Here is a 26415-nt window from a genome sequence, read left to right on the forward strand (position 1 = left end):
GTGCCGGTCAGCCGCTGAACCCGGCCACGTTCTCCTTCGTTACCACCTTCACCGGCACCTTCACGGTCTGCTCGATCTTCTTGCCCTGGACCGCCTCGAGCGCGTTGTCCACGGCGATCCGGCCCAGCTGGGTCGGCTGCTGCGCCACCGAGGCGTACAGCGTGCCGTTCTTCACGGCGGTCAGACCGTCCGGGGTGCCGTCGAAGCCGACGACCTGCACGGACGTGCCGGCCTTGGAGCCGAGCGCCTTGACCGCGCCGAGCGCCATCTCGTCGTTGGCGGCCAGCACGCCCTGCACGTCCGGGTGGGCCTGCAGCAGGTTCGACATCACGTCCAGGCCCTTGGTGCGGTCGAAGTCCGCGGGCTGCTGGGCCAGCACCTTGATGCCCGGGTACGCCTTCAGGCCCTGCGCGAAGCCGGCGGCGCGCTCCCGGGCGGCGGAGGTGCCCGCCTGCCCCTGCAGGATCACGATGCGGCCCGTGCCGCCGAGCTTCTCGGCGAGGGTCTTCGCGGCCAGCTCGCCGCCCGCCACGTTGTCGGAGGCGACCAGCGCGTCGATCTCCGCCTTGTTGACCCCGCGGTCCACCGCGATCACCGGGATGTCCGCCTTGCCGGCGGCCTTCACCGCGTTGCTCGCCGCGTCGGAGTCGACCGGGTTGACGATGATCGCGCCCAGGCCGGCGCTGGTGAAGTTCTGCAGCTGGTTGGCCTGCTGGGAGGCGTCGTTCTGGGCGTCGGTGACGGTCAGCTCGATGCCCAGCTTCTTCGCCTCGGCCTGCGCACCCGACTTGATCTGCACGAAGAACGGGTTGTTCAGCGTGGACAGCGACAGGCCCATCTTCGGCGTGGTCGAGCCGGAGGAGGTGTGCAGCAGGGACGTCGCCGCCACCAGCGCCACCGCCACCACGGCCGCCAGGCAGTACGTCACGGCCTGCTTGCCCTTGCCGCCGCCCGGGCCGGTGCCCACGCCCGGAGCCGCACCCGCCTTGCGGCGCACCGTGTCCAGCAGCACCGCCAGCGCGATGACGACACCGATGACGACCTGCTGCCAGAAGGCCGACACCGACAGCAGGTTGAGGCCGTTGCGGAGCACCGCGAGGATCAGCGCGCCGATCAGCGTGCCCGACGCCTTGCCGGTGCCGCCGGCCAGCGAGGCACCGCCGATGACGACCGCGGCGATCGCGTCCAGCTCGTAGCCGTTGGCGGCCTGGGGCTGTGCCGAGGACAGCCGGGCGGCGAGCACGATGCCCGCGACCGCGGCGAACAGACCCGACAGGGCGTAGATGGCGAGCTTCTGCTTGCGCACCTTCAGCCCCGACAGCCGGGCGGCCTCCTCGTTGCCGCCGATGGCGTACATCGACCGGCCGATGTAGGTGCGGGCCAGCACGAACGCCGTGATCAGCCCCATCACGACCATCACCAGCACGGGCACCGGCAGCCAGCCGCCGAGCGTGTCGCCCAGATGCGAGACGGAGTCCGGGAACGCGATCGGGGAACCCTGCGAGATCACCAGGGACAGACCGCGGCCCACCGACAGCATCGCCAGCGTCGCGATGAACGGCGGCAGCTTGCCGTAGGAGATGAGGAACCCGTTGACCAGGCCGGCCGCGACACCGGTGGCGACCGCGAGGATCACCGCGAGCACCACCGGCACCCCGTGCGAGGTGGCGCTCCACGCCAGCACGGTCGCCGACAGCGCGGCCACCGATCCGACCGACAGGTCGATGCCCGCCGCGACGATGACGAAGGTGACACCGAAGGCGAGGACGGCGGTCACCGCCGCCTGCACGCCGATGTTGAGCAGGTTGTCCGTCGTCAGGAAGTCCCCGGACAGCGCCGACAGGGCGATGACCAGGACGATCAGCGCGGTCAGCGCGCCGTTGTCGAGCAGCAGCCGGCGCAGGCCGCCCGAGGCGGCACCGGCGCCCGCCCGGCTCTTGAGCGTGTCAGTGGCCACGGGAGGCCTCCTTCTCGGTGGTGGTCGTGGTGGTCGGGGTACTGACGGCGAGGGACATCACCGCGTCCTGGGTGGCCTCGTCGGCGGACAGTTCGCCCGCGATCCGGCCCTGGGCCATCACCAGCACCCGGTCGCTCATGCCGAGCACCTCGGGCAGATCGCTGGAGATCATCAGGACGGCGGCGCCGGCGGCCGTCAGTTCGTTGATGAGCTGGTAGATCTCGACCTTCGCGCCGACGTCGATGCCCCGGGTCGGCTCGTCGAGGATGAGGACCTTGGTGTTCGCCAGCAGCCACTTGCCGATGACGACCTTCTGCTGGTTGCCGCCGGACAGCGTGCGCACATGCTGGCCCAGTCCCGCCATCCGCACGCCCAGCTGACCGGCGATCCGCTCGGCGGCCCGGCGCTGCCCCTTGAGGTCCACGAGCCCGCCCCGGGAGGCGGACCGCAGCGTCACCAGGCCGAGGTTCTCCGCCACGGAGGCGTCCAGGACCAGGCCCTGCCCCTTGCGGTCCTCCGGCACGAGCCCGATCCCGGCGGCCATCGCGGCACCCACGTCGTGCCGCCGCACCGGCTCGCCCGCGACCTCGACCGTCCCCCGGTCGTAGGGGTCGGCGCCGAACACGGCCCGCACGACCTCCGTGCGACCGGCACCCACCAGCCCCGCGATGCCGACGACCTCACCGGCCCGCACCTGGAAACTGACGTCGTGGAACACCCCGTCGCGGGTGAGTCCCTCCACGCTCAGCAGCACCGGCGCCTCCTGCGCCGCCTCGGGCCGCTGACGCGGGTACTGCTGCTCGATGGAGCGCCCCACCATCAGCCGGACCAGTTCCTCCTCGGGCGTGGAGGCGGGCACCTGGCCGACGCTGCGGCCGTCCCGGATGACCGTGACCCGGTCGCCGAGCGCGGCGATCTCCTCCAGGTGGTGGGTGATGAAGACGATCCCGACCCCGTCCTCGCGCAGCGCCCGCACGATGGCGAACAGCTTCTCGACCTCCTCGGAGGTCAGCACCGCGGTCGGCTCGTCCATGATCAGCACCCGGGCGTCCAGGCTGAGCGCCTTGGCGATCTCCACCATCTGCAGCCGCGCGATGCCGAGATCACGGACCTTCGCCCGAGGAGAAACGTTCACTCCGACGCGGGCGAGGAGGTCGGCGGCCTCCGCCTCCATCTTCTTGCGGTCGATCATCCCGAAGCGGCGCGGCTGCCGCCCCAGGAAGATGTTCTCGGCGACCGTCAGATCGGGCACCAGGTTGAACTCCTGGTAGATGGTGGCGATGCCGAGCCGCTCGGAGTCCTGGGCGCCCTGGATGCGCACCTCCTCGCCGCCGACCAGGATCCGCCCGGCGTCCGGGGTGTAGGCACCGGAGAGCATCTTGATCAGCGTGCTCTTGCCCGCTCCGTTCTCGCCGAGCAGGACGTGCACCTCGCCGCGGCGCAGGTCGAAGTCCACGCTGTCCAGCGCGACGACGCCCGGGAAGGTCTTCCGGATCCCTTCGATGCGCAGCAACTCGTCCGGGTCGCTCACGGCTCGCTCCTTCGGGTGGGGGACGGCAGGGAGGGCTCGCCGCACGAACGGCGCACGACGAGCCGGGCGGGGAGAGTGACGGAGGCCGGGGTCCGTCCCTCGATGCGGTCGACCAGGGCCCGCACCGCGGCGCGCCCCAGCGCGCCCGTGGGCTGGGCGATCGCGGTGATCGGCGGATCGGTGTGCACGAACCAGGGGATGTCGTCGAACGCGGCCAGCGCGACGTCGTCGGGCACCCGCAGCCCGCGCGCCCGGATCGCGTCCAGCGCGCCGAGGGCCATCAGGTTGTCCGCCGCGAAGATCACCTCGGGCGGCTCGGACAGGTCGAGGAAGCCCTCGGTCACCCGCCGCCCGCTGTCCGCCTGGAAGTCGCCCTGCCCGGTGTACGCGTCCGGAAGGGCCAGCCCGTACTCGGCCAGCGCCGCGCGGAAGGCCGCGACACGCTCGCTGCCGGTGGTGGTGGCCGCCGGCCCCGCGATGATCGCCAGCCGCCGGTGCCCGAGCCGGTGCAGATGCGCCACCAGCTCCCGCACGGCCCGATGCCCGTCCGCACGGACCACCGGGACGTCCACGCCCGGGATCCAGCGGTCCACGAACACCATCGGCGTCCCCGCCCGCACGGCGTCCAGCATCAGCGGGGTGCCGCCGTCGGTGGGGGAGACCAGCAGACCGTCGATCCGGCGGTCCAGCAGGGTGCGGATGTGGTGGTCCTGCAGCTCGGGCCGCTCGTCGGCGTTGCCGATGATCACGCTGTACCCGAGGGCGCGGGCCTCCTCCTCGACGGAGCGGGCCAGCTCGGTGAAGTACGGGTTGAGCACGTCGCTGATGACCAGGCCCAGGGTGCGGGTCTGGTCGGTGCGCAGGGAACGGGCGACGGCGTTCGGCCGGTAGCCGAGCTCCGCGACGGCGGCCATGACGCGTGTGCGGGACTCCGCGCTGACCGACGGATGGTCGTTCAGGACGCGCGAGACCGTGGCGACGGAGACCCCTGCCGCGGCGGCGACGTCCTTGATGCTCGCCATCGCCGTTCCACCTCCTTGTGGAATCGTTTACACCGACGTGTCACGAGGGATTGGAATCGATTACACACAGCGGGCACAAGAGGTCGTTACCGGATTGTGATGGGGTGCCTGGTGTGGCGGCTTGTGCCGGATGTGGCGCCCTGTGCCGCTGCTGTCCTGGTGCAGGGGGGCGCGGGTGTCCCGTCTCCGTGCGCCGCTCGTGCGCCCGCGCTTGTGGCAGGCCTGTGACGCGAAACTGTTGCGACCGTGATGACCGTCAGTGAACATGGATATGCGAAACACTCGAGCAGGACGTTCGAGAAGAACGTTCGACAAGAGTGGTCAAGGGGAACGCTTGACGGCAGCGTCCGCAGAGGACGCCCGAAGCCGGCGCACCACGACAAGTGCGTCGTTGTTCAGAACGCCGTCACATTGCTGAAGGGGGAGGCGAGTTCGGCGTGAAGTTCGACATGGGCGCGCAGACGCTGTCGACGCTGATGAAGGATTCGCGGGGGTCGAGCGACGATCTGGGCGGGTTGATCCGTCAGCTGGTGCAGGCCGCGCAGCCGTTGGAGGGGAAGTTCAACGGTGCGGGCCGGCAGGCGTTCGACCAGTTCAAGGCGCATGCGGATCAGATCACGCAGGAGCTGAATTCGTCGCTGGCGGCGATCCTGGGTGGTCAGTCGGGCATGGAGACGGCGTTCTCGTCGGGTGACCAGGAGCAGGGCGAGAACGCGCGGCAGCAGATGAGTGCGGCGAACTTCGACGCCGCGCGGTTCCGCTGAGCCGCCGCGCAGGCCGCTGGGGGTTCGACCTGCCGGGAGGGCGGGGTCGGCCCTGACGAGCGGGGCACCCCGGGCCGTGGTGTCGTGCCGGCCGGGGTCCGTCGCTCCGATGCGCCTGTGTGCAGGCGGACGGGGTCTGTGCCATGGGCTCCCATCCCAGGGGCTTTTCGTCCATCGACCTTCAGATCGTTCAACAGCTGTGCTCCGGCGGTGTGTTGCCGTCGGAGGTCTCACGGGGAGTGTGTGTGATGGCGGGTGCCGGCAAGGATCGTCGGTCGTACGACACGACGGCTTCGGCGGATGTGCAGGGTGCGCTGCAGTCGGTGATCGGCCGGCTGGAGCAGGTGATCGGTGAGCGCGACCGTCAGGTGAAGGCGGCCATGGCCGACTTCATGGCGGACGGCGTGGCGGACGAGTACCACGGCAAGGAGCAGCGGTGGAACCGTGCCTCGCAGGAGGTGCGGAACATCATCCAGCTGGTGAAGACGACGCTGGAGAAGAACGACGCCACCGCGCAGTCGACGCTGGCGAGGGCGAAGGCCGCGGTCGACAACATCGGCTGACACCGTGATGCACCGGATGGTGTTCGGGGCGTACAGCTCTGCGGCACAGGAGGAGGGATGTGCCCGACAACGTGGGTTCCTGGAAGCCCGGTCCCAGGGTCACCGAGTTGCTGTTCGTCGACTTCGACGGCTTGACCGCTGACCCCGACGATGTCATCAGTGACGGGCTCGACGGGGGCTACCGCGAGCGTACGAAGGCGTTGCGAGAGGTGCTGCGGGATCCGGGCGAGGATCCCGCGGGACGTTTTCTGGCCTGCGTCGCGCTCACGCGCTGGGGGGATCCGGTCGGGTACGAGACGGTCGTCCAAGGCGCCGGCTCTCCGGAGTCGGTGCCATGGCGAGGTGCTGCGTACGACAGGCTGTACGGCCATGACGACACCTTCGGTGTTCTGGCCGACGCCGTGGGAGACAGCTCCGACATGGTGGAGGAACGTGGCACGGCCGATCAACGGCTGGAGGCCGCGGCGTCATTGCTGAACGTCGCGGACCGTGTCCCGTTCGACAGACATATCAGCTCTCTGCTCCACCAGGATGTGGTGGCTGCCTGCCCGGACGTCATCAAGGCGACCGTGGCGCGCGGTGTGGTTCGACTGACTGAGGAGTCTCCGCGCCATGACCTCGGCCTCCAACTGGCGTTGCTGATCGAGGCCGTGGGGCGTGTCGATCGGAGCTGGTCCGAGGAAGCCGCGTGCCACCTCGCAGCCGCGCATCCGGGAGAACGCGCGCTCAAGGAACTGTCAGCGAACCGCGATGGCCTACCTCTCGGCTGACGGGAAGTCGGACGAGTGCGGCGGCAAGCAGCAGCGGTGGAACCGTGCGTCGCAGGAGGTGCGGAACATCATCCAGATGGTGAAGACGACGCTGGAGAAGAACGACGCGATGATGCAGTCGACGCCGACGAGGGCGAAGGCTGCGGTCGCACCATAGGCTGAGACATCGGCCGAACGGCTGAGCGTTGAACGCCCGCTGGCCGGGTGGACGGCCGGCGGGTTCGCCGGGACAAGACGCGCGACGTCGCACGGATTTCGGGGGTTTGTGGGTGTCTGGCTGGGATCTGCAGCCGCAGGGTATTTCGCAGGTGTTGAAGACGACGGGTGAGGCGGCGTCGCATCTGGAGAAGTATGCGAAGTCGTACGGGGAGCATTTGACGTCGGCGGCGACGCATGCGGGGACGATCTCGGCGGATGCTCCTGCCAAGGGGGGTGAGCAGGCGCAGGGGGGTCTGGTGGCGCTTGCGTTGTCGCAGTATGCGGAGCGTGCGGCGAAGGATCTGCAGTGGATCGCGGCGCGTGCGGGCAAGTCGTTGCAGGGTGTGGTGGATGCGACGACGGCGTATCTGCGGGGGGATGAGCAGATGGCGGCGGAGGCGCAGCACAAGGCGTTGGGTGCGCCGAAGGTGGACATGCCCGGTGGTGGCGGGAAGGCGGCGAAGGCGTGATCAAGCCGGAGGAGATCCCGCAGTTCACGGGGGATCTGGATGCGCTGGAGCGGGATTGTGCGGCGCTGACGAAGGATGCGGGTCATATCCGGGGGACGGGGTCGGACGTCCACAGCCGGTTCCAGGGGTCGTCGGCGTATTACAAGGCGCCTGAGGCGGAGCAGTTGTTCGCGACGACGGTGCCGGTGAAGGACCGGGCGGGGGCGTTCGCGGACGATCTGCAGAAGGTGTCGGGCGCGCTGTCGGGGTATGCGACCGAGGTGCGTCCTTTGGTGAAGAAGCTGGAGGACCTCAAGCGGGAGGCGGTCGCGTTCGTCGATTCGGTCAAGGACGACGACGAGTGGGAGTACGACGGGGACAAGGTCGACGAGCACAACCGGATCCGGGACGAGATCACGCAGACGGTGGCGGCGTTCTGGGCGGCGGAGCGCACCTGCCACAACAAGATCACCGCGCTGTGGCACGGCACCCAGATGGTCGCGGGCGATGGTTCGGAGAAGAAGAACCAGTACGGGTTCAACGCCGAGGACCTGAAGAACGCGAAGGTTCCCTGGGGTGAGCCGGTCGAGGAGAAGCATCACGCGTGGGAGATCGGTCACTGGGTCAAGTCGTTCGTGTGGGACGGTCTGATCGTCGACGGTGTGTGGGGGACGATCAAGGGTCTGGGCACGCTGGTCGGGTTCGGTGGCTGGGAGGCGATGGGGCAGGCGTGGAAGGGTCTGGCCCAGCTCGCCACCGGTATCGCCCTGACCGCGATCCCCGGAGTGGGCGCGGCGTTCTGGACCCTGCCGGACGACAAGCTGCCCTCGTGGATCCGTGACTCGCGCACCGCGATGAAGGAGACCGGCAAGGCGCTGGTCGCCTGGGACGAGTGGGGCAAGAACCCCGCCCGTGCCGCCGGAGCGGTCACCTTCAACGTGCTGACCACCGTGTTCACCGGTGGCGCGGGTGGTGCGGCCGCGGGTGCGGGCAAGGCCGGCGCGGCCGCCCGGGCGATCTCGCTCGCGGGCAAGGCGGGCCACTTCATCGACCCGATGACCTACATCGCCAAGGGCGCGGGCGCGGGACTGTCGAAGATCGGCGACATCACCAAGGGGCTCAGGGGCGTCGGCAACATCGACATCCCCACCCTCCCGGACAACGCCATCACCCTGCCCGAAGGCACCGTCCACCTGCCCGACGGCACCGTCCACCTGCCCGAGGGCTCCCCGATCCCGCAGGGCGCGACGAAGCTGCCCAACGGCACCGTCGAGCTGCCCCACGACGTCCCCGTGCTGCCCGAAGGCACCACCAAACTGCCCAGCGTCGACGGCTCCCCGGCCCAGTACATGGACCCGCACGGCAACCTGCTCGACCACCAGGGCAAGATCGTCCAGCACGCCGACCAGACACCCGTGGACGTCGTGGACCGGGCGACGGCGAGCTCGGACGCACCGCACACCTCGTCTCCGGTCAAGGAACCGGCGATGGCCACCGCGGGCACCCACACTGCCAGTGTTACGGACACGACGGCCCACACCGGCAGCAGCACGCATGGCCACGTCAGCGATGGCACCACCACGCCCCACGGCCAGGCGGAACCACACGGCGGGTCACATTCCGAGGACGGCCGGCACAGTACGACCGGGCATGATGACAGTCCAGCGGACTCCCATGGTTCCGGCCATGACACCGACGGCACCGGGCATGACGTCAATGCCGACGATCATCATGCGCACGGTGATCACGATCAGACCGAGCTGCACCACACAGAAGCCTCTTCACCGCACCACGAGCCTGGTGCCGAGGTGCTGCCCGGACAGACGGGCGGTGCCATTCGGCCTGTGAGTGACGGCAGCGTCAACAGTTACTTGAAGAATGAGGAGTGGGCGGCAGAGGCGTACGACGCGATTCGTGAGGCGGACGATATCGATGCCATGGCGTCTCACCTCAGCGGTGTGTCGCGGTTGGACGGAAGCGTAGGATTCACCCGGGACGAGATCGAGGCCATCAAGAAGCACGTCTTCTTCGAAGAGCACCCACTGTCATCCGTGGACGGTGGAATCGTGTACGCACGCTATGATCCGAACCCGGACATGGCAGAGGCCTGGATTCGGCTGAGGTCGGGCAGGCATACGGATGCCGACCTGCTCCTGCTTGAGCATGAGCTCGCAGAGCATCGCTATTATCAGGCCAACCCGGGCTCGACATACGCTGAAGCGCACGCTGCGGCGACGAAGATTGCGGACTGGGCGAGCAACATGGAAGCGCCTCGGCGTGAGAACTACACGTGGGAGAACTGAACGATGGCCCTGTATGCGCGCGTCGAAAAGATCGAGGAAGACGACCGGAAAGCGCGCTACAAGTACACAGACATCGCGGGCAATGAACGGATGATGCTGCTGAACAAAGAAGCCGAGACGACTTCCGCCGAAGACGGGGTGGAGGACATGTTGTACCGGGCCGTGGCCAGGAAGATCGCCGTGGAGTGGGCTCGCAGCGGTGCGGCACCTGACAAGCTCATGGTGCAGTCCTGAAGGTCGTTGTTCGGGTGACCAGGCCTGCGGCGCTCGCGTTGGGCATGCGTGTGAGCCTGGAGTGCTGAGCACTGAGCATGGTGGAGGTGCGGGCTGTGCTCGAACGGCCGCGTGAGGGCCAGCCGGACGACTGGGACGTGGCCGCGGCCCGCAACCTCCGCTGAAAGCCGACGGAGTATCTGCGCCGCTACGCGCTGGGGCACACCGAGGTCGACCACGTGGAGATCACCGGACGGGAAGCCGCCGTCTTCGTCGAAGTGGTGATCACCCGACTCGGTGGTGGCCGCTTACCCCCTCTCTCGCGGTCTGTGAGTCGGTGGCCCGTGACTCGGCAGTGCGGCGGTCCCCTCTGACCCCTCATCTCACATGCGCGCCGCACGAATGACGGGTGCGGAAGGGAATCGCGCACGGCACACGCGTATCCCTCTCGAGAGATACTCGACTGGCTCACTGGGAACGGCTGGTACCGAGGCCGGGAGCTGCCGGGACCTCGGAGAGGAAGCGGAACGCCTCATCGCACTGCGGGGTGAGGATGCACAGAGCGAAAGGGACATGAAACGTATCGACATCGATGATCCAGAGGTCGACATTGATCACGATCATCGACTGACGTACGCAGAAGAGCCCTTCACCGGCGAAGTGGAAGAACACGTCGGTGAGCAGCGTGTGAGTCTGGCAACGTACGTGGACGGGTATTGCAACGGCCTCTACCGCGAGTGGTACCCGGACGGCACTCTCCGAGCGGAAGGAATCATGCGTATGGGTTCCCCTTCAGGGGAATTCAGGCGCTGGCACGCCAATGGGGTTCTCGCCAGACGAGTGATCAACAGCGCGGACGGCAGGACTCCGCTGGCGGAATACGAGTGGGACGAGGAGGGGCGTCCGACGCGTTCCTGGGAGAGGACAACATCTCGCTGAGCGACGAACCGAACCAGCGGCAGCGTCCGATTCCCCGGTCGGCGTGCTCACCCGGCACAGGGAGTACTGGACAGTGCGCCGGCGCATCGTCGGCCGGGGCAGGACCACCTACGGCGAGGCCATGTGCCCAGGCTGTCGGGCCCTGAGCGAGCTGAAGCCTAACGGCCCGACGCGCGCTGCGCGTCGACAGTTCGTCGACTCCTCGCTCACTCCCCGGATCGCAGCGTCATCGTCACCAGTTCCCCGCCCTGGCTGATCAGGAGTTCGGGACCACAGTCTTCGTACCACCTCACCTGGCCGATGACGCCCGGCACCCGGGCGTGGCGGGCCAGCATTTCCGCCGGCACCGTCCAGCTCGGGGCGGAGTTCGGCGTGGATCTCCTGCCGCGCCGTGAGGGACCAGCGGTCCTCGCCCTGCACCAGTTCGGCTGTCAGGACGCCGCCGATCCGCCGGGCCGGTCCGCGCTCTGCCAGCAAGGAGGTGAACCCGGGCGCCCAGATCTCGCAGTCGTCGTCGGGCTCCTCCACGCTTCCGGCGTCGAGGTGCCGGCGAAGGGTTTCGATGACGGAGGAGGGGGCGGACGGGCCAAGGTCGAGGGCGAGATGCACCGCGAACAGGTCGGCCATGGACCGCACTGTACGTGTGGTCCGTGGGGCAGCCCGGTCCGGTGGCCTGCCCCCGGACCGACGGCCCGAGCCCGGTGCCGTGGAAGGAGGCAGCCTCGTGCGACGCACCGGGCGGGCGGAGCCCGCCACCCCGGACACCCCCGTGACGGTCACGGCTTCCCCACCGGCCCGTCCGATGTCACCGCCCACAGGTACCGTCGCCTCATGACCACGGATGCACATCGGGCAGGACGATCCGCATCCTCCGCCCCGGGCCGCGCCTCCCGGAATGCGCCCGGTACCGCCCCCGGCGAGCGGCGTCTCGCCGTGCTCGAAGGCGTGCTGGAGCGGATCACCTACGCCAACGAGGAGAACGGCTACACCGTCGCCCGGGTCGACACCGGCAGGGGTTCCGGTGATCTGCTCACGGTCGTCGGGGCGCTGCTCGGGGCGCAGGTGGGCGAGTCGCTGCGGATGGAGGGCCGTTGGGGGTCGCATCCGCAGTACGGCAAGCAGTTCCAGGTGGAGAACTACACCACCGTGCTGCCGGCCACCGTGCAGGGCATCCGCCGGTATCTCGGATCGGGGCTGGTCAAGGGGATCGGGCCGGTCTTCGCCGACCGGATCACGCAGCACTTCGGGCTGGACACGCTCAGGATCATCGAGGAGGAGCCGCAACGGCTCATCGAGGTCCCCGGGCTCGGGCCCAAACGGACCAAGAGGATCGCCGAGGCCTGGGAGGAACAGAAGGCGATCAAGGAGGTGATGCTGTTCCTGCAGACCGTGGACGTGTCCACCTCCATCGCGGTGCGCATCTACAAGAAGTACGGGGACGCCTCGATCTCCGTGGTGAAGAACCATCCCTACCGGCTCGCCGCCGATGTGTGGGGCATCGGCTTCCTCACCGCGGACAAGATCGCCCGGTCGGTCGGGATTCCGCACGACAGCCCGGAGCGGGTCAAGGCGGGGCTGCAGTACGCGTTGTCGCAGTCCGCGGACCAGGGGCACTGCTATCTGCCGGAGGAGCGGCTGATCGCGGACGCCGTCAAGCTGCTCCAGGTGGACACCGGGCTGGTCATCGAGTGCCTGGCCGAGCTGGCCGAGGTGCCGGAGGACGGCGGCGACCCCGGTGTCGTACGGGAGAAGGTGCCCGGGCCGGAGGGCGACGGGGGCGAGCCGGTCACCGCGGTGTATCTGGTGCCGTTCCACCGGGCCGAGATCTCCCTGTCCTCCCAGCTGCTGCGGCTGCTGCGCACGGACGAGGACCGGATGCCGTCCTTCCGGTCCGTCGCCTGGGACAAGGCGCTCGGCTGGCTCAGGCAGCGCACGGGAGCCGACCTCGCGCCCGAGCAGGAGGCGGCCGTGAAGCTGGCGCTGACGGAGAAGGTGGCCGTGCTGACCGGCGGTCCGGGCTGCGGCAAGTCCTTCACGGTCCGTTCGATCGTGGAGCTGGCGCGGGCCAAGAAGGCGAAGGTCGTGCTCGCCGCGCCGACCGGGCGGGCCGCCAAGCGGCTGTCCGAGCTGACCGGCGCGGAGGCCTCCACCGTGCACCGGCTGCTGGAGCTCAAGCCCGGCGGGGACGCCGCCTTTGACCGGGACCGGCCGCTGGACGCCGACCTGGTGGTCGTGGACGAGGCGTCCATGCTGGACCTGCTGCTGGCCAACAAGCTGGTCAAGGCCGTGCCGCCGGGCGCCCATCTGCTGTTCGTGGGGGACGTGGACCAGTTGCCGAGCGTGGGCGCCGGAGAGGTGCTCAGGGACCTGCTGGCCGAGGAGAGCCCGGTCCCCGCGGTCCGGCTCACGCGGGTGTTCCGGCAGGCCCAGCAGTCCGGTGTGGTGACCAACGCGCACCGGATCAATGCCGGCCGTCACCCCGTCACCGAGGGCATGAAGGACTTCTTCCTCTTCGTCGAGGACGACACCGAGGCGGCGGGCCGGCTCACCGTGGACGTGGCGGCGCGCCGGATCCCGGCACGCTTCGGGCTGGACCCGCGGCGGGACGTGCAGGTGCTGGCGCCGATGCACCGGGGACCGGCCGGCGCGGGCGTCCTCAACGGGCTGCTGCAGCAGGCGATCACACCGGGCCGCCCGGACGTGCCGGAGAAGCGGTTCGGCGGCCGGGTCTTCCGGGTCGGCGACAAGGTCACCCAGATCCGCAACAATTACGAGAAAGGGACGAACGGGGTCTTCAACGGCACTGTCGGGGTGGTCACCTCGCTCGACCCGGTCGAGCAGCGGCTGACGGTGCTGACGGACGAGGACGAGGAGGTGCCGTACGAGTTCGACGAGCTGGACGAGCTGGCGCACGCCTACGCGGTCACCATCCACCGTTCGCAGGGCAGCGAATACCCGGCCGTGGTCATCCCGGTGACCACCGGCGCCTGGATGATGCTCCAGCGCAATCTGCTCTACACGGCGGTGACCCGGGCCAAGAAGCTGGTCGTGCTGGTCGGCTCCCGCAAGGCCATCGGCCAGGCGGTGCGCACGGTGTCGGCGGGACGGCGGTGCACCGCGCTGGACTTCCGGCTGGCGGGCGGCTGACGACGAGGCGCGGCGGCTGACGATCCGTGTCCTGAAGCGGGCGAAGCGTGCACAGTGCCTCGCGTGAGACCCCATCTGGTGTCAATCCTCCGGATCGCCCTGAGAGGTCCGGTCGCACGGCACAATGATCGATCATTCGAGTCGCAAAGGTCACACAGCCCTTCCCGTGGCCGGGGGAAGGGGGCAGGATGAGCAGGTTGGCGGCACTCAGTGCCGTCGATTTCCCAGTGGTCGACCCCGAGTGCACTCTCCTGAGCCAAATGGGGGATGGTAGAGACAGTCAGGGCACCTCGAAGATGAGGCACTACGTCGGTGAGGGAAGACGTGAGCGACAACTCTGTAGTACTGCGGTACGACGGCAGCGAGTACACCTACCCGGTGGTCGACAGCACCGTCGGCGACAAGGGCTTCGACATCGGGAAGCTCCGCGCCCAGACCGGTCTGGTGACCCTGGACAGCGGGTACGGGAACACGGCCGCGTACAAATCCGCCATCACCTACCTCGACGGCGAGCAGGGCATCCTCCGGTACCGCGGCTACCCGATCGAGCAGCTGGCCGAGCGCTCCACCTTCCTGGAGGTGGCGTACCTGCTGATCAACGGTGAGCTGCCGACCGTCGACCAGCTCTCCGCCTTCAAGGACGAGATCACGCGGCACACCCTGCTGCACGAGGACGTCAAGAACTTCTACAAGGGCTTCCCGCGCGACGCCCACCCGATGGCCATGCTGTCGTCGGTCGTCTCGGCGCTGTCCACCTTCTACCAGGACAGCCACAACCCGTTCGACGAGCAGCAGCGCAACCTCTCGACCATCCGCCTGCTCGCCAAGCTCCCGACGATCGCGGCCTACGCCTACAAGAAGTCGGTCGGCCACCCGTTCGTCTACCCGCGCAACGACCTCGGCTACGTCGAGAACTTCCTGCGCATGACCTTCTCGGTCCCGGCCCAGGAGTACGAGCTGGACCCGGTGGTCGTCTCCGCGCTGGACAAGCTGCTGATCCTGCACGCCGACCACGAGCAGAACTGCTCGACCTCCACGGTCCGCCTGGTCGGCTCCTCGCAGGCCAACATGTTCGCGTCCATCTCCGCCGGCATCAACGCGCTGTGGGGTCCGCTGCACGGCGGCGCCAACCAGTCGGTGCTGGAGATGCTGGAGGGCATCCGCGACTCCGGCGGCGACGTCGACGCCTTCATCCGCAAGGTGAAGAACAAGGAGGACGGCGTCCGCCTGATGGGCTTCGGCCACCGGGTCTACAAGAACTTCGACCCGCGCGCCAAGATCATCAAGGCTGCCGCGCACGACGTGCTCTCGGCGCTGGGCAAGGAGGACGAGCTTCTCGAGATCGCCCTCAAGCTGGAGGAGCACGCGCTGTCCGACGACTACTTCGTCGAGCGCAAGCTGTACCCGAACGTCGACTTCTACACCGGTCTGATCTACCGGGCCATGGGCTTCCCGACCGAGATGTTCACGGTCCTGTTCGCCCTGGGCCGTCTGCCGGGCTGGATCGCCCAGTGGACCGAGATGATCAAGGAGCCGGGTTCCCGGATCGGTCGTCCGCGCCAGATCTACACCGGCGTGGTCGAGCGGGACTTCGTCCCGGTCGAGGAGCGCTGAGGTCCGGCATCGTCGTGGGGCCCCGCACCCGCCGTACCGGCGGGTGCGGGGCCCCGGCGTTTTCGCGGCCGTCGTCGTCCGTCGTGGTGACCGGCCTCGTCCGTCGTCGAGCCGCGCGCGGACAGCGGCCGGGCGGAGCGGACAGCGCGGGCAGAGCGGAAGGCGCCCCGGGCGCGCCGGTCCCCCCACGGGCCGACGGCCAGGGCGCCTTCCCATGTCCCGGTGCGGATTCCCCCCACGGGATCCGGGCCGGGCGTCTGTGTGGACCAGCGCCTGAATCGCTGTACTGCATGTCCTGCATGCCGTGCACATGCGTGCGATCTGCCGGGACAGCGCACGCCCGGGAGGGCCGCTCAAAGCTTCCCTGCGTACGTGCCCCGGCACCGCAGCTTCGGGGAAGTCCCCCAAGACATCCCCGACTGTCAGTACGCGCCCCCCAAGACGCTTCCTGACATCGCCAACTTAGACCTTTGAACCCCTTCGATGGTTACGTTCATTCCACTGTGATCTGTGTCTCTTGCGCATGCCGGCGATGCGCAACAGAAGTGCGATGGCGATCGAGGCCCAAGCGTAGGAAAGATGCGCGGGGTTTGTGAAGAGGTCATGTGAGGTCAGGACCGATTCTTGAGAATATGCGCCCCCGGTTCCCCGAGGGCGCATCGTTCTGCCCGCGCACCCGTCGCGGCCGGCTTCGGGTGCGCGGGCTCAGCGGAAGCGGCGCAGCCGCAGGCTGTTGCTCACCACGAACACCGAGGAGAACGCCATCGCGGCCCCCGCGATCATCGGGTTGAGCAGGCCGGCGGCGGCCAGCGGCACAGCGGCCACGTTGTAGCCGAAGGCCCAGACCAGGTTGCCCTTGATCGTGCCCAGGGTCCGCCGGGAGAGCCGGATGGCGTCCGCGGCCACCCGCAGATCGCCGCGCACCAGCGTCAGATCGCCGGCCTCGATCGCGGCGTCCGTGCCCGTGCCCATCGCCAGGCCCAGGTCGGCGGTGGCGAGCGCGGCGGCGTCGTTCACGCCGTCACCGACCATGGCCACCGTCCGTCCCTCGGCCTGCAGCCGCCGGACGGCCTCCACCTTCTCCTCGGGCAGCACCTCGGCGACGACGTCGGCGGGGTCGATGCCGACGGTGCGCGCCACCGACTCGGCCACCGCCCGGTTGTCCCCGGTCAGCAGGACCGGCCGCAGGCCCAGCTCCCGCAGCTGCCGTACGGCCTCGGCGCTGGTGTCCTTCACCGCGTCCGCCACGGCGACGACGCCCCGCGCGGCCCCGTCCCAGCCGACCACGACGGCCGTCCGGCCGGCTTCCTCGGCCTCCCGGCGGGCGCGGGCCACGTCCTCGGGCAGCTCGTCGAACAGCCGCCCCACGGCCACCTCGTGCCCCTCCACGCGCCCGCGCACGCCCCGTCCGGGGACGTTCTCGAAGTGCTCCACCGTGGGCAGCGGGCCGACCGCCTGCTCGGCGCCGGCAGCGATCGCGCGGGCCACGGGATGCTCGGAGGCGTGCTCCAGGGCGCCCGCCAGCCGCAGCAGTTCCTTGTCGTCGGTGCCTTCGGCGGCGTGGACCTCCTGCAGGGTCATACGGCCGGTGGTGACCGTTCCGGTCTTGTCCAGGACGATGGTGTCCACGCGCCGGGTGGACTCCAGCACTTCCGGGCCCTTGATGAGGATGCCGAGCTGGGCGCCCCGGCCGGTGCCGGCCATCAGCGCGGTCGGCGTGGCCAGTCCCAGCGCGCACGGGCAGGCGATGATCAGCACCGCGACGGCCGCGGTGAACGAGGCGGTCACGTCACCGCTGACGAACAGCCAGCCCACCAGGGTGCCCAGGGCGATGAGCAGCACCACCGGCACGAAGACCGCGGAGATCCGGTCGGCGAGCCGCTGCACCTGCGCCTTGCCGTTCTGCGCGTCCTCCACCAGCTTCGCCATCCGCGCCAGCTGGGTGTCGGCGCCGACCCGGGTGGCCTCGACCACCAGCCGGCCGCCCGCGTTGACCGTGGCGCCGGTGACCGCGTCGCCCACGCCCACGTCCACCGGCACCGACTCGCCGGTCAGCATGGAGGCGTCGACGGCCGACGCGCCCTCGACGACCGTGCCGTCGGTGGCGATCTTCTCGCCGGGGCGGACGACGAACCGGTCCCCGACGGCCAGCGCCGACACCGGGATCCGCACCTCCCGGCCTCCGCGCAGCACGGCGACGTCCTTGGCGCCCAGCTCCAGCAGCGCCCGCAGCGCTGCACCCGCACGCCGCTTGGAGCGGGCCTCCAGATACCGGCCGAGCAGGATGAACGCCACCACGCCGGCGGCGACCTCCAGATAGATCGTGGAGGCGGCGTCCATCCGGGAGACGGTGATCCGGAACTCGTCGTGCATGCCGGGCCGGCCCGCGTCGCCGAGGAACAGCGCCCACAGCGACCAGCCGAACGCGGCCAGCGTGCCGATCGAGACCAGCGTGTCCATGGTGGCCGCGCCGTGCCGGGCGTTGGTGAACGCCGCCCGGTGGAAGGGCAGGCCGCCCCAGATCACGACCGGTGCGGCCAGGGTCAGGGCGAGCCACTGCCAGTTGTCGAACTGCAGGGCCGGGACCATGGACAGCAGCACCACCGGAGCGGCCAGCACCGCGGAGACGACCAGCCGCTGCCGAGCCGCGGCCTGCTCCGCCTCCGCCGCCGACGGCGCCGTCAAGGCTCCGGCCGGCGTCTGCTCGGGCTGCGGTTCGGGCTCGGGCGGCGGGGGCTCCTCGGCGGTGTAGCCGGTCCGCACCACGGTGTCGATCAGATCGGCGACCTCTACCCCCGGGGGGTAGCTGACCTTGGCTTTCTCTGTCGCGAAGTTCACCGTGGCGGTGACGCCGTCCATCCGGTTGAGCTTCTTCTCCACGCGGGCCGCGCACGACGCGCAGGTCATCCCGCCGATGAGCAGCTCGACCTCACGGGTCCCGGCGTCCGGGGACGCCGCGGTGGGGGTGCTGCTGGTGCTGCTGGTGCTGCTGGTCATGTCCGCTACTCCAGACGAACGGACCGGACCGTCCACAACCAGTATCGGCTGCTCACCACGGTCCGGTGCCGGCGGATGATACGACGCGCGCACGGTTCGGCGCGGGCGCGTCGCGCGGGGGTCAGGCGCGGCCGACGAGCTCGAAGCCCGCCTCGTCCACGGCGGCGCGCACCGCCTCCTCCTCGAGCGGCGCCGCCGAGACGACGGTGACCTCACCGGTCGAGGCCACCGCCTTGACGGAGCTGACGCCGGGCAGCGCGGAGATCTCGGTGGAGACGGCGCCCTCGCAGTGGCCGCAGCTCATCCCGCTCACCTTGTAGACGGTGGTCACGGTGGTCATGTCGCTCTCCTCGAAGGTCACGTGTGGGACCGGCGGGACTGGGGCTGCGCGCCCGTCCGGACACGCCCCGGGTACCCGCACACGCCCGACTATACCCCTAGGGGGTATGGGTTTCCAAAAGTGGCGCGTGCACATGCTCCGGGCATGCCCCGATGCCCCGATGCGCTCCGAGACGCAGTCAGCCGCGGGCGCGGGCGCCCCCAGGGGCGCCGCCGACGTGCGCACCGCGCCCAGTGGTTAGCGTGGCGTCCGCACACGGTGACCGGGGAAAGCGAGGCGGCGGATGCGCGCGGTGGTGTTCGAGCGGTACGGGGAGCCCGCACAGGTGCGCGAGGTGCCCGACCCCGTGCCCGCGGAGCACGGAGTCGTGGTGCGGGTCGAGGCCAGCGGGCTGTGCCGCAGCGACTGGCACGGCTGGCAGGGCCACGACCCGGACATCACCCTGCCCCATGTGCCCGGCCACGAGCTGGCCGGGGTGGTGGAGGCCACCGGTGCCGGGGTGACCCGTTGGCGGCCCGGCGACCGTGTGACCGTGCCGTTCGTCTGCGCTTGCGGATCCTGCGCCGCCTGTGCGGCCGGCGACCAGCAGGTGTGCGAACGGCAGACCCAGCCCGGCTTCACCCACTGGGGTTCCTTCGCCCAGTACGTCGCGCTCGACCACGCCGACATCAACCTCGTCGCCGTGCCCGAGCGGCTCTCCTTCGCCACGGCCGCCGCGCTCGGCTGCCGGTTCGCCACCGCCTATCGTGCGGTCGTCCAGCAGGGGCGGGTGGCCGCCGGGCAGTGGGTGGCCGTGCACGGCTGCGGGGGAGTGGGGCTGTCCGCGGTGATGATCGCGGCCGCGTCCGGGGCGCGGGTGGTCGCCGTCGACGTCTCGCCGCGCGCCCTGGAGCTGGCCCGTGACTTCGGCGCCGCCGCCTGTGTGGACGCCTCGGCGGCGCCGGATGCGGCTGAGGCGGTCCGCGAGATCACCGGTGGCGGCGCCCATGTCTCCCTGGACGCGCTCGGCTCGCCCGTCACCTGTGCCGCCTCGGTGAACGGCCTGCGCCGCCGCGGCCGCCATGTGCAGGTCGGCCTGCTGCCCTCGGCCGACGGCACCACCCCGGTCCCCATGGCCCGCGCGATCGCTCTGGAACTGGAGATCCTCGGCAGCCACGGCATGGCCGCGCACGCCTACCCGGAGATGCTGCGCCTGGTCGCGGAGGGCGTCCTGCGGCCCGATCTGCTGGTGACCTCGGTCATCGGGCTGGACGCCGCACCGGAGGCGCTCGCGGCGATGGGCACGGCCGCGGGTGCGGGGGTCACGGTCGTCGAGCCGTGGCGTTGAACCGGTACCGCCGCCGACGCCATCCGGGTGCGGACGCCCCGCCGACGTCGCCCGCCCGGCACGGCCGAGGCCGCGCCGCTCCCCGTCTCCGGTTCGCCGCCCGCACATCGAAACCCCTCGTTACTCGTCCGTATGTCCGGACAATCCGTTGACAGGTGTTCTGATCCGGCATTAGAACCGTGGGAGTCGAAACCCGGCGGTGTCACCGGGCAGTCGACGCGAGGGGAGACCGATGCCCGACGACCCGGCCGCCGCGCGCGGTCACGACGCGTCCCCTGCCGTGGGGCGCACGGACGGACGCACGCCCCTCGCGCGCGACGGCGCTCGGCGCGCCGCCCCGGCACCCGGCGGTTGTACCGTGCAGGTACACCGCGGCACGGCGGACGACGACCCCAGGACACCGGGCGGTGGACGGAATCCGGGTGCGGGTACCCGGTCGTCCCGAGGCGCCCGGCCCCTGATCGCCTCCGGCGCGGCAGGCCGCTTCGCCCTGGCAGGAGCGAAGGCGAGCGCAGACTCCCCGCCCGTCACGGCCCCGCGCCGGAGGTGCCCGCCGACCCCGTGCTCGTCCCGGACCGTCCGCGCGCACACGACCGTCCGCCCGCGTGCGGCCGGGCGCAGACGCGCAGCCGCGTGCCTGCGGGCAGCCGCGCGCCCGTGCGCAGCCGTGTGTGCGCGGACGGGCCGCAGGAGCAGCCGCCCGCACGGCGCGCCGGTGCCCCTGTGCCCACCCATGTGTCTACGCGGCGGCCGAAACCGCAGACACAGTGTCGGGCGCGTTCCGGGGCCGCGGACTGCTGGGATGTAAGGGTGGCCGAGACCGGGACCGGACGGTCGCCGGCCGAGGCCCACGAGCGTTGTGAACGGCACCTGCCGGCCCGAGGCCGCCATCTGCGAAGGAGTGACCCGGCATGACGAAGATCGTCAACCACTGGATCGGCGGGAAGACCGTCGAAGGCGCCTCGGGGACCTATGGGCCGGTCACGAATCCGGCCACCGGCGAGGTCACCACCAAGGTCGCCTTCGCCACCGTGGACGAGGTGGACGCGGCGGTGGCCGCCGCCAAGGAGGCGTTCACGACCTGGCGGCACTCCTCGCTCGCCCAGCGGACCAGCATTCTCTTCCGGTTCCGTGCCCTGCTGGACGCTCACCGCGAGGAACTGGCCGAGCTGATCACCGCCGAACACGGCAAGGTGCACTCCGACGCGCTCGGCGAGGTCGCGCGCGGCCTGGAGATCGTCGACCTGGCCTGCGGCATCCCGGTGCAGCTCAAGGGCGAGCTGTCCACCCAGGTCGCCACCCGGGTCGACGTCGCCGCGATCCGGCAGCCGCTCGGTGTCGTCGCCGGCATCACGCCGTTCAACTTCCCGGCGATGGTGCCGATGTGGATGTTCCCCATCGCCATCGCCTGCGGCAACGCCTTCGTGCTCAAGCCCAGCGAGAAGGACCCGTCGGCCTCCCTGAAGCTCGCCGAGCTGCTGGCCGAGGCCGGGCTGCCCGACGGCGTGTTCAACGTCGTCCAGGGCGACAAGGTGGCCGTCGACCGCCTGCTGGAGCACCCGGACGTCGCTGCGGTGTCCTTCGTGGGCTCCACCCCGATCGCCCGCCACATCCACGCCACCGCCTCCGCGCACGGCAAGCGGGTGCAGGCCCTCGGCGGTGCCAAGAACCACATGCTGGTCCTGCCGGACGCCGACCTGGACGCCGCCGCCGACGCCGCCGTCTCCGCCGCCTACGGCTCGGCGGGAGAGCGTTGCATGGCCATCTCGGCGGTCGTCGCGGTCGGCTCGATCGGCGACGAGCTGGTGGCGAAGATCCGTGAGCGCGCGGAGAAGGTCAAGATCGGCCCGGGCGACGACCCGTCCTCCGAGATGGGCCCGCTCATCACCGCCGAACACCGCGACAAGGTGGCGTCCTACGTCAAGGGCGCCGCGGACGAGGGCTGCGAGGTGGTCCTCGACGGCACCGGCTTCACCGTGGAGGGCTACGAGAACGGTCACTGGATCGGGCTGTCGCTGCTGGACCGGGTGCCGACCACCGCCAAGGCCTACCGGGACGAGATCTTCGGCCCGGTGCTGTGCGTGCTGCGGGCGGAGACCTACGAGGAGGGCGTGGCCCTCATCAACGCCTCCCCGTTCGGCAACGGCACCGCGATCTTCACCCGGGACGGCGGCGCGGCCCGCCGCTTCCAGCTGGAGGTCGAGGCCGGCATGGTCGGGGTCAACGTGCCGATCCCGGTGCCGGTGGGCTACCACTCCTTCGGCGGCTGGAAGGACTCCCTCTTCGGCGACCACCACATCTACGGCAACGACGGAACCCACTTCTACACCCGCGGCAAGGTGATCACCTCCCGCTGGCCCGACCCGTCCGAGACCCCGGCCGGTGTCGACCTCGGATTCCCGCGCAACCACTGACCGGTTCACCGCTCGCCGTCGCGGCCGTCCGGACTCCGGACGGCCGCGCACGTTCGTCCGGACGCCCGCCTGTGGCGACCGTGCCCGCGCCGTGCCGCCTGCGGACGACGCGACGGCGTCGTGCACAGGCCGACACGGTGGAGTCGTCCACAGGCCGGGGGCGGCTGAGTCGTCCACAGGGCGACGCAGCGGAGTTGTCCACAGGCGGCCGCCGATGTCCGCGGCGGACCGTACCGTTGACCCATGGATCTTCGTTGGCCCGGTTCGCGCGGGCTGCTGCGCGCTCCCCGGCGGCTGCTCGCCGCCGGGGCCGCCGCCCTGCTGCTCGCCGGGGCGGGGACGTGGACGGCCGCCTCGCTCGACGACCCGCCCGCGGTGCACCGCACCGACCGGACGCTGAGCACGGCCGCCGGAGTCCGCCTGGACACCTCGTACTTCACCCCGGCCGGCACCGGCCGCCACCCCGCCGTCCTCCTGGCCCACGGCTTCGGCGGCAGCAAGGACGACATGCGGCGACAGGCCGAGGACCTGGCGCGCGACGGATACGCCGTGCTGACCTGGTCCGCGCGCGGCTTCGGCCGGTCCACGGGAAAGATCGGGCTGAACGACCCGTCCGGCGAGGTCGCCGACGTCACCGAGCTGATCGACTGGCTGGCCCGGCAGCCGCAGGTCCGGCTGGACCGGCCCGGCGACCCGCGCGTGGGCGTGGCCGGCGCCTCCTACGGCGGCGCCGTCGCCCTGCTCGCCGCGGGCCACGACCGCCGGGTGGACGCCATCGTCCCGCAGATCACCTACTGGAACCTCGCCGACGCCCTGTTCCCGAACGGCGTCTTCAAGAAGCTCTGGGCGGGAGTCTTCGTCAACTCCGGCGGCGGCTGCACGGCGTTCGAACCCGAACTGTGCCGCATGTACCAGCGCGTCGCCCGGTCCGGGCAGCCGGACGCGGACGCCCGCCGGCTGCTGCAGGAGCGCTCCCCGTCGGCCGTGGCCGGCCGGATTAGGGTGCCCACCCTGCTCGTGCAGGGCCAGGAGGACTCGCTGTTCCCGCTCGCACAGGCCGACGCCGCCGCCCGGGCCGTCCGGGCCAACGGCGCCCCCGTCGACGTCGACTGGATCGCCGGTGGCCACGACGGCAGGGACCTGGAGACCGACCGCGTCCAGGCCCGGACGAAGACCTGGTTCGACCGGTACCTCAAGGGCGACACGTCCGCCGGCACCGGCCCCGCCTTCCGCGTCACCCGCACCTCGGGCGTCGACTCCACCGACGGCGCGGCCGTGCTGCGCGGCGCGACCGCGCCCGCCTACCCAGGACTGGCGAGCGGCCCGCGCTCCATCCCGCTGACCGGCCCGGCCCAGCACGTCGCCAACCCCGCCGGAGGCTCCCCACCCGCCGTCTCCGCCCTGCCCGGCCTCGGCGACACGGGCGGCTCGCTCGCCCGGCTGTCCGCCCTCGGCGTCGGCGCGGCACTGGACTTCCCCGGCCAGTACGCCCGCTTCGACACCGCACCTCTGCGCAGCGACCTGCGGATCACCGGATCGCCCACGGTGACCGTCCACATCGGCGCCACCAGCGACGACGCGGTGCTCTTCGCCAAGCTCTACGACGTCGCACCGGGCGGCGGCCGGCCCGTGCTGCCCGCCCAGCTGGTGACACCCGTGCGTGTGACGGGCGCGAAGACCGGCAAGGACGTCACCCTCACCCTCCCCGCGATCGACCACGAGGTGCTCAAGGGCCACCGCCTGCGCCTGGTCCTCGCCTCCACCGACCTCGGCTACGCCTCCCCGGCCGCCCCGGCCACCTACACCGTCTCCCTGAAGAGCGACCTGACGGTACCCACGGCACCCTCGGTGACCACGGCACCCGCCCCGCTGCCCGCGTGGGTGTGGTGGCTGCCCGCCGCCGGTGCCGTGCTCGCCCTCGCCCTGGTCCTGACCGCCCGGCGCCGCGCCGATGTCACCCCGGCCCCCGACCCCGCACTCGCCGACGTCCCCCTGCAGATCACCGGCCTGACCAAGCGCTACGCCCGATCGGCCGACCGGTACGCCGTCCGCGACCTGTCCTTCCGGGTGGAACGCGGCCAGGTCCTCGGCCTGCTCGGCCCCAACGGCGCCGGCAAGACCACCACACTCCGCATGCTCATGGGCCTGATCCGGCCGGACGGTGGCGAGATCCGCGTCTTCGGGCACGCTGTGCGGCCCGGCGCACCCGTGCTGTCCCGGGTCGGTGCCTTCGTCGAGGGAGCCGGGTTCCTGCCCCACCTGTCCGGCCGGGACAACCTCCGCCTGTACTGGCAGGCCACCGGACGGCCCGCCGAGGACGCCCACCTGGACGAGGCCCTGCGGATCGCCGGCCTCGGCGAGGCTCTCGAACGCCCGGTGCGCACCTACTCCCAGGGCATGCGCCAGCGCCTGGCCATCGCCCAGGCCATGCTGGGCCTGCCCGACCTGCTGATCCTCGACGAGCCCACCAACGGCCTCGACCCGCCCCAGATCCGCGAGATGCGCGAGGTGATGATCCGGTACGCGGCCGGCGGACGGACGGTGATCGTCTCCAGCCATCTGCTGGCCGAGGTCGAACAGACCTGCACCCACCTGGTCGTCATGGACCGCGGACGGCTGGTCCAGGCCGGCCCGACCGGCGAGATCACCGGCAACGGCGACACCCTGCTCGTGGGCACCGCCGCGCCCGTGGAGCAGCCGGTGCTGGACAAGATCGCGGCGCTGCCGCAGGTGGCCTCCGCGGTCCGCACCGAGGACGGCCTGCTGGTCCGCCTGGAGTCCGGCGGCACCGCCGACGGTCTGGTCGTGGAGCTGGTCCGGCTGGAGGTGCCGGTGACGTCCCTCGGTCCGCACCGCCGCCTGGAGGACGCCTTCCTCAGCCTGATCGGAGGATCCGCGTGAGCACACCCACCGAGGGCACCGAGCCCGTCGAGGCGGCCCCGGGCTACCGTCCGGGCCGTACCCTGCCGCTGCGGGTCGAGCTGGTGCGGCAGCTCGGGCGCCGCCGCACCGCGGTCGTGTTCGGCCTGCTCGCCGTGCTGCCGTTCGTGCTCGTGGCCGCCTTCGCGATCGGCGGCGAACCCGGCGGGCGCGGCAGCCGGGTGACCCTCATGGACACCGCCACCGCCTCCGGCCCCAACTTCGCCGCGGTCGGCCTGTTCGTGTCGGCGGGCTTCCTGCTGGTGATCCCGGTCGCGCTGTTCTTCGGCGACACGGTCGCCGCGGAGGCCGGCTGGTCCTCCCTGCGCTACCTGCTCGCCGCGCCCGTGCCCCGCGCCCGGCTGCTGTGGTCCAAGCTGGTCGTCGCCCTGGTCCTGAGCCTGGCCGCGATGGTGCTGCTGCCGCTGGTCGCGCTCGCCGTCGGCACGGCCGCCTACGGCTGGGGCCCGCTGCACGTGCCCACCGGAGGCACGCTCGACGCGGGCACGGCCGCCGCACGGCTGGCCGTGGCCGTGGCCTACCTGTTCGTCTCCCAGCTGGTCACCGCGGGACTGGCGTTCTGGCTGTCGACCCGGACCGACGCGCCGTTGGGCGCGGTGGGCGGCGCGGTCGGACTGACCATCGTCGGCAACGTCCTGGACGCGGTCACCGCCCTCGGACACTGGCGGGATTTTCTGCCCGCGCACTGGCAGTTCGCCTGGGTGGACGTGGTGCAGCCGCGCCCGGAATGGTCCGGCATGATCCAGGGAACGGCCGTCTCCGTCACCTGCGCCCTCGTCTTCTTCGCCCTGGCCTTACGCGGCTTCGCCCGCAAGGACGTCGTGTCGTAGACGTCGTACGGTCGTGTCGTAGACGTCGTACGGAGGAACAGCCGGTCCCGGTGGCGGGGAAGCCACCGGTGCGGGCCGGGGCCGGCCGGAGCGGCGG

20 protein-coding genes are annotated in these 26415 nt (G+C 70.9%); 14 read left to right on the forward strand and 6 right to left on the reverse strand.

Annotation, left to right across the window (positions count from 1 at the left end):
- Positions 1-7: 7 nt before the first annotated feature.
- From OG899_RS17600 to OG899_RS17610, 3 genes are read right to left on the reverse strand one after another with little or no spacing between them, the layout of a single operon-like run.
- On the reverse strand, positions 8-1957 hold the full coding sequence (locus tag OG899_RS17600) for a substrate-binding domain-containing protein (RefSeq protein ID WP_406311081.1): 1950 nt from the start codon (positions 1955-1957) through the stop codon (positions 8-10).
- Positions 1947-3488: a sugar ABC transporter ATP-binding protein gene (locus OG899_RS17605; protein ID WP_125500539.1), complete on the reverse strand. Its 1542-nt coding sequence runs from the start codon at positions 3486-3488 to the stop codon at positions 1947-1949. The genes OG899_RS17600 and OG899_RS17605 overlap by 11 nt, the downstream gene beginning before the upstream one ends.
- Complete coding sequence (locus tag OG899_RS17610; RefSeq protein WP_168132490.1) at positions 3485-4510, reverse strand: LacI family DNA-binding transcriptional regulator; 1026 nt, start codon at positions 4508-4510, stop codon at positions 3485-3487. Before OG899_RS17610 ends, OG899_RS17605 begins: the two co-directional genes overlap by 4 nt.
- Positions 4511-4947: 437 nt before the next feature.
- Between OG899_RS17610 and OG899_RS17615 the strand changes: the two genes are divergently transcribed.
- The 8 genes from OG899_RS17615 to OG899_RS17650 all read left to right on the forward strand — a co-directional run bounded on the left by OG899_RS17615 (position 4948) and on the right by OG899_RS17650 (position 10709).
- Positions 4948-5274 (forward strand): hypothetical protein, encoded by a 327-nt coding sequence (locus OG899_RS17615; protein ID WP_125500541.1) that lies wholly within the window; start codon positions 4948-4950, stop codon positions 5272-5274.
- A 248-nt stretch (positions 5275-5522) separates the two neighbouring features.
- Complete coding sequence (locus OG899_RS17620) at positions 5523-5837, forward strand: pore-forming ESAT-6 family protein (RefSeq protein WP_125500542.1); 315 nt, start codon at positions 5523-5525, stop codon at positions 5835-5837.
- Positions 5838-5896: 59 nt separating this feature from the next.
- Positions 5897-6607 (forward strand): hypothetical protein, encoded by a 711-nt coding sequence (locus OG899_RS17625; protein WP_168132499.1) that lies wholly within the window; start codon positions 5897-5899, stop codon positions 6605-6607.
- Positions 6588-6764 (forward strand): hypothetical protein, encoded by a 177-nt coding sequence (locus OG899_RS17630; RefSeq protein WP_168132498.1) that lies wholly within the window; start codon positions 6588-6590, stop codon positions 6762-6764. The genes OG899_RS17625 and OG899_RS17630 overlap by 20 nt, the downstream gene beginning before the upstream one ends.
- Before the next feature lie 112 nt (positions 6765-6876).
- A complete protein-coding gene (locus OG899_RS17635) occupies positions 6877-7275 on the forward strand; it encodes a DUF6507 family protein (protein WP_125500861.1) in 399 nt (132 codons plus the stop codon).
- Complete coding sequence (locus OG899_RS17640; RefSeq protein WP_406311082.1) at positions 7272-9557, forward strand: hypothetical protein; 2286 nt, start codon at positions 7272-7274, stop codon at positions 9555-9557. The genes OG899_RS17635 and OG899_RS17640 overlap by 4 nt, the downstream gene beginning before the upstream one ends.
- Positions 9558-9560: 3 nt before the next feature.
- Positions 9561-9791 (forward strand): hypothetical protein, encoded by a 231-nt coding sequence (locus OG899_RS17645; protein ID WP_125498829.1) that lies wholly within the window; start codon positions 9561-9563, stop codon positions 9789-9791.
- Positions 9792-10343: 552 nt separating this feature from the next.
- Positions 10344-10709, forward strand: coding sequence for a toxin-antitoxin system YwqK family antitoxin (locus OG899_RS17650; RefSeq protein ID WP_125498830.1), 366 nt, complete (start codon positions 10344-10346; stop codon positions 10707-10709).
- Positions 10710-10915: 206 nt separating this feature from the next.
- Here the strand turns inward: OG899_RS17650 and OG899_RS17655 are convergent, their stop codons facing one another.
- On the reverse strand, positions 10916-11044 hold the full coding sequence (locus OG899_RS17655; RefSeq protein WP_260604137.1) for a hypothetical protein: 129 nt from the start codon (positions 11042-11044) through the stop codon (positions 10916-10918).
- Between the two features lie 496 nt (positions 11045-11540).
- Here OG899_RS17655 and OG899_RS17660 point away from each other — a divergent pair, with 496 nt between their 5' ends.
- Both OG899_RS17660 and OG899_RS17665 read left to right on the forward strand, forming a co-directional pair.
- Positions 11541-13856 (forward strand): ATP-dependent RecD-like DNA helicase, encoded by a 2316-nt coding sequence (locus OG899_RS17660; RefSeq protein WP_229814277.1) that lies wholly within the window; start codon positions 11541-11543, stop codon positions 13854-13856.
- A 324-nt stretch (positions 13857-14180) separates the two neighbouring features.
- On the forward strand, positions 14181-15470 hold the full coding sequence (locus OG899_RS17665; RefSeq protein ID WP_125498831.1) for a citrate synthase: 1290 nt from the start codon (positions 14181-14183) through the stop codon (positions 15468-15470).
- 705 nt (positions 15471-16175) lie between these two features.
- Here the strand turns inward: OG899_RS17665 and OG899_RS17670 are convergent.
- Both OG899_RS17670 and OG899_RS17675 read right to left on the reverse strand, forming a co-directional pair.
- Complete coding sequence (locus OG899_RS17670; RefSeq protein ID WP_189428283.1) at positions 16176-18467, reverse strand: cation-translocating P-type ATPase; 2292 nt, start codon at positions 18465-18467, stop codon at positions 16176-16178.
- Between the two features lie 121 nt (positions 18468-18588).
- The gene (locus OG899_RS17675; RefSeq protein ID WP_125498833.1) at positions 18589-18807 is read right to left on the reverse strand and encodes a heavy-metal-associated domain-containing protein; all 219 of its coding nucleotides are present in this window, start codon (positions 18805-18807) and stop codon (positions 18589-18591) included.
- 283 nt (positions 18808-19090) lie between these two features.
- On the opposite strand from OG899_RS17675, the gene OG899_RS17680 reads away from it, so the two are divergent.
- From OG899_RS17680 to OG899_RS17695, 4 genes are all read left to right on the forward strand, one after another.
- Positions 19091-20134 (forward strand): zinc-dependent alcohol dehydrogenase family protein, encoded by a 1044-nt coding sequence (locus tag OG899_RS17680; RefSeq protein ID WP_125498834.1) that lies wholly within the window; start codon positions 19091-19093, stop codon positions 20132-20134.
- Positions 20135-21045: 911 nt separating this feature from the next.
- The gene (gene mmsA, locus OG899_RS17685; RefSeq protein ID WP_125498835.1) at positions 21046-22548 is read left to right on the forward strand and encodes a CoA-acylating methylmalonate-semialdehyde dehydrogenase; all 1503 of its coding nucleotides are present in this window, start codon (positions 21046-21048) and stop codon (positions 22546-22548) included.
- A gap of 243 nt (positions 22549-22791) precedes the next feature.
- Positions 22792-25449 carry a CocE/NonD family hydrolase gene (locus OG899_RS17690; protein WP_189428282.1) on the forward strand — a complete coding sequence of 886 codons (2658 nt, stop codon included), beginning with the start codon at positions 22792-22794 and terminating at the stop codon, positions 25447-25449.
- A complete protein-coding gene (locus tag OG899_RS17695) occupies positions 25446-26318 on the forward strand; it encodes an ABC transporter permease (protein ID WP_189428281.1) in 873 nt (290 codons plus the stop codon). The genes OG899_RS17690 and OG899_RS17695 overlap by 4 nt, the downstream gene beginning before the upstream one ends.
- Positions 26319-26415 lie beyond the last annotated feature (97 nt).

It is taken from the genome of Streptomyces thermoviolaceus (genome assembly GCF_045209695.1).
GTDB lineage: Bacteria > Actinomycetota > Actinomycetes > Streptomycetales > Streptomycetaceae > Streptomyces > Streptomyces thermoviolaceus.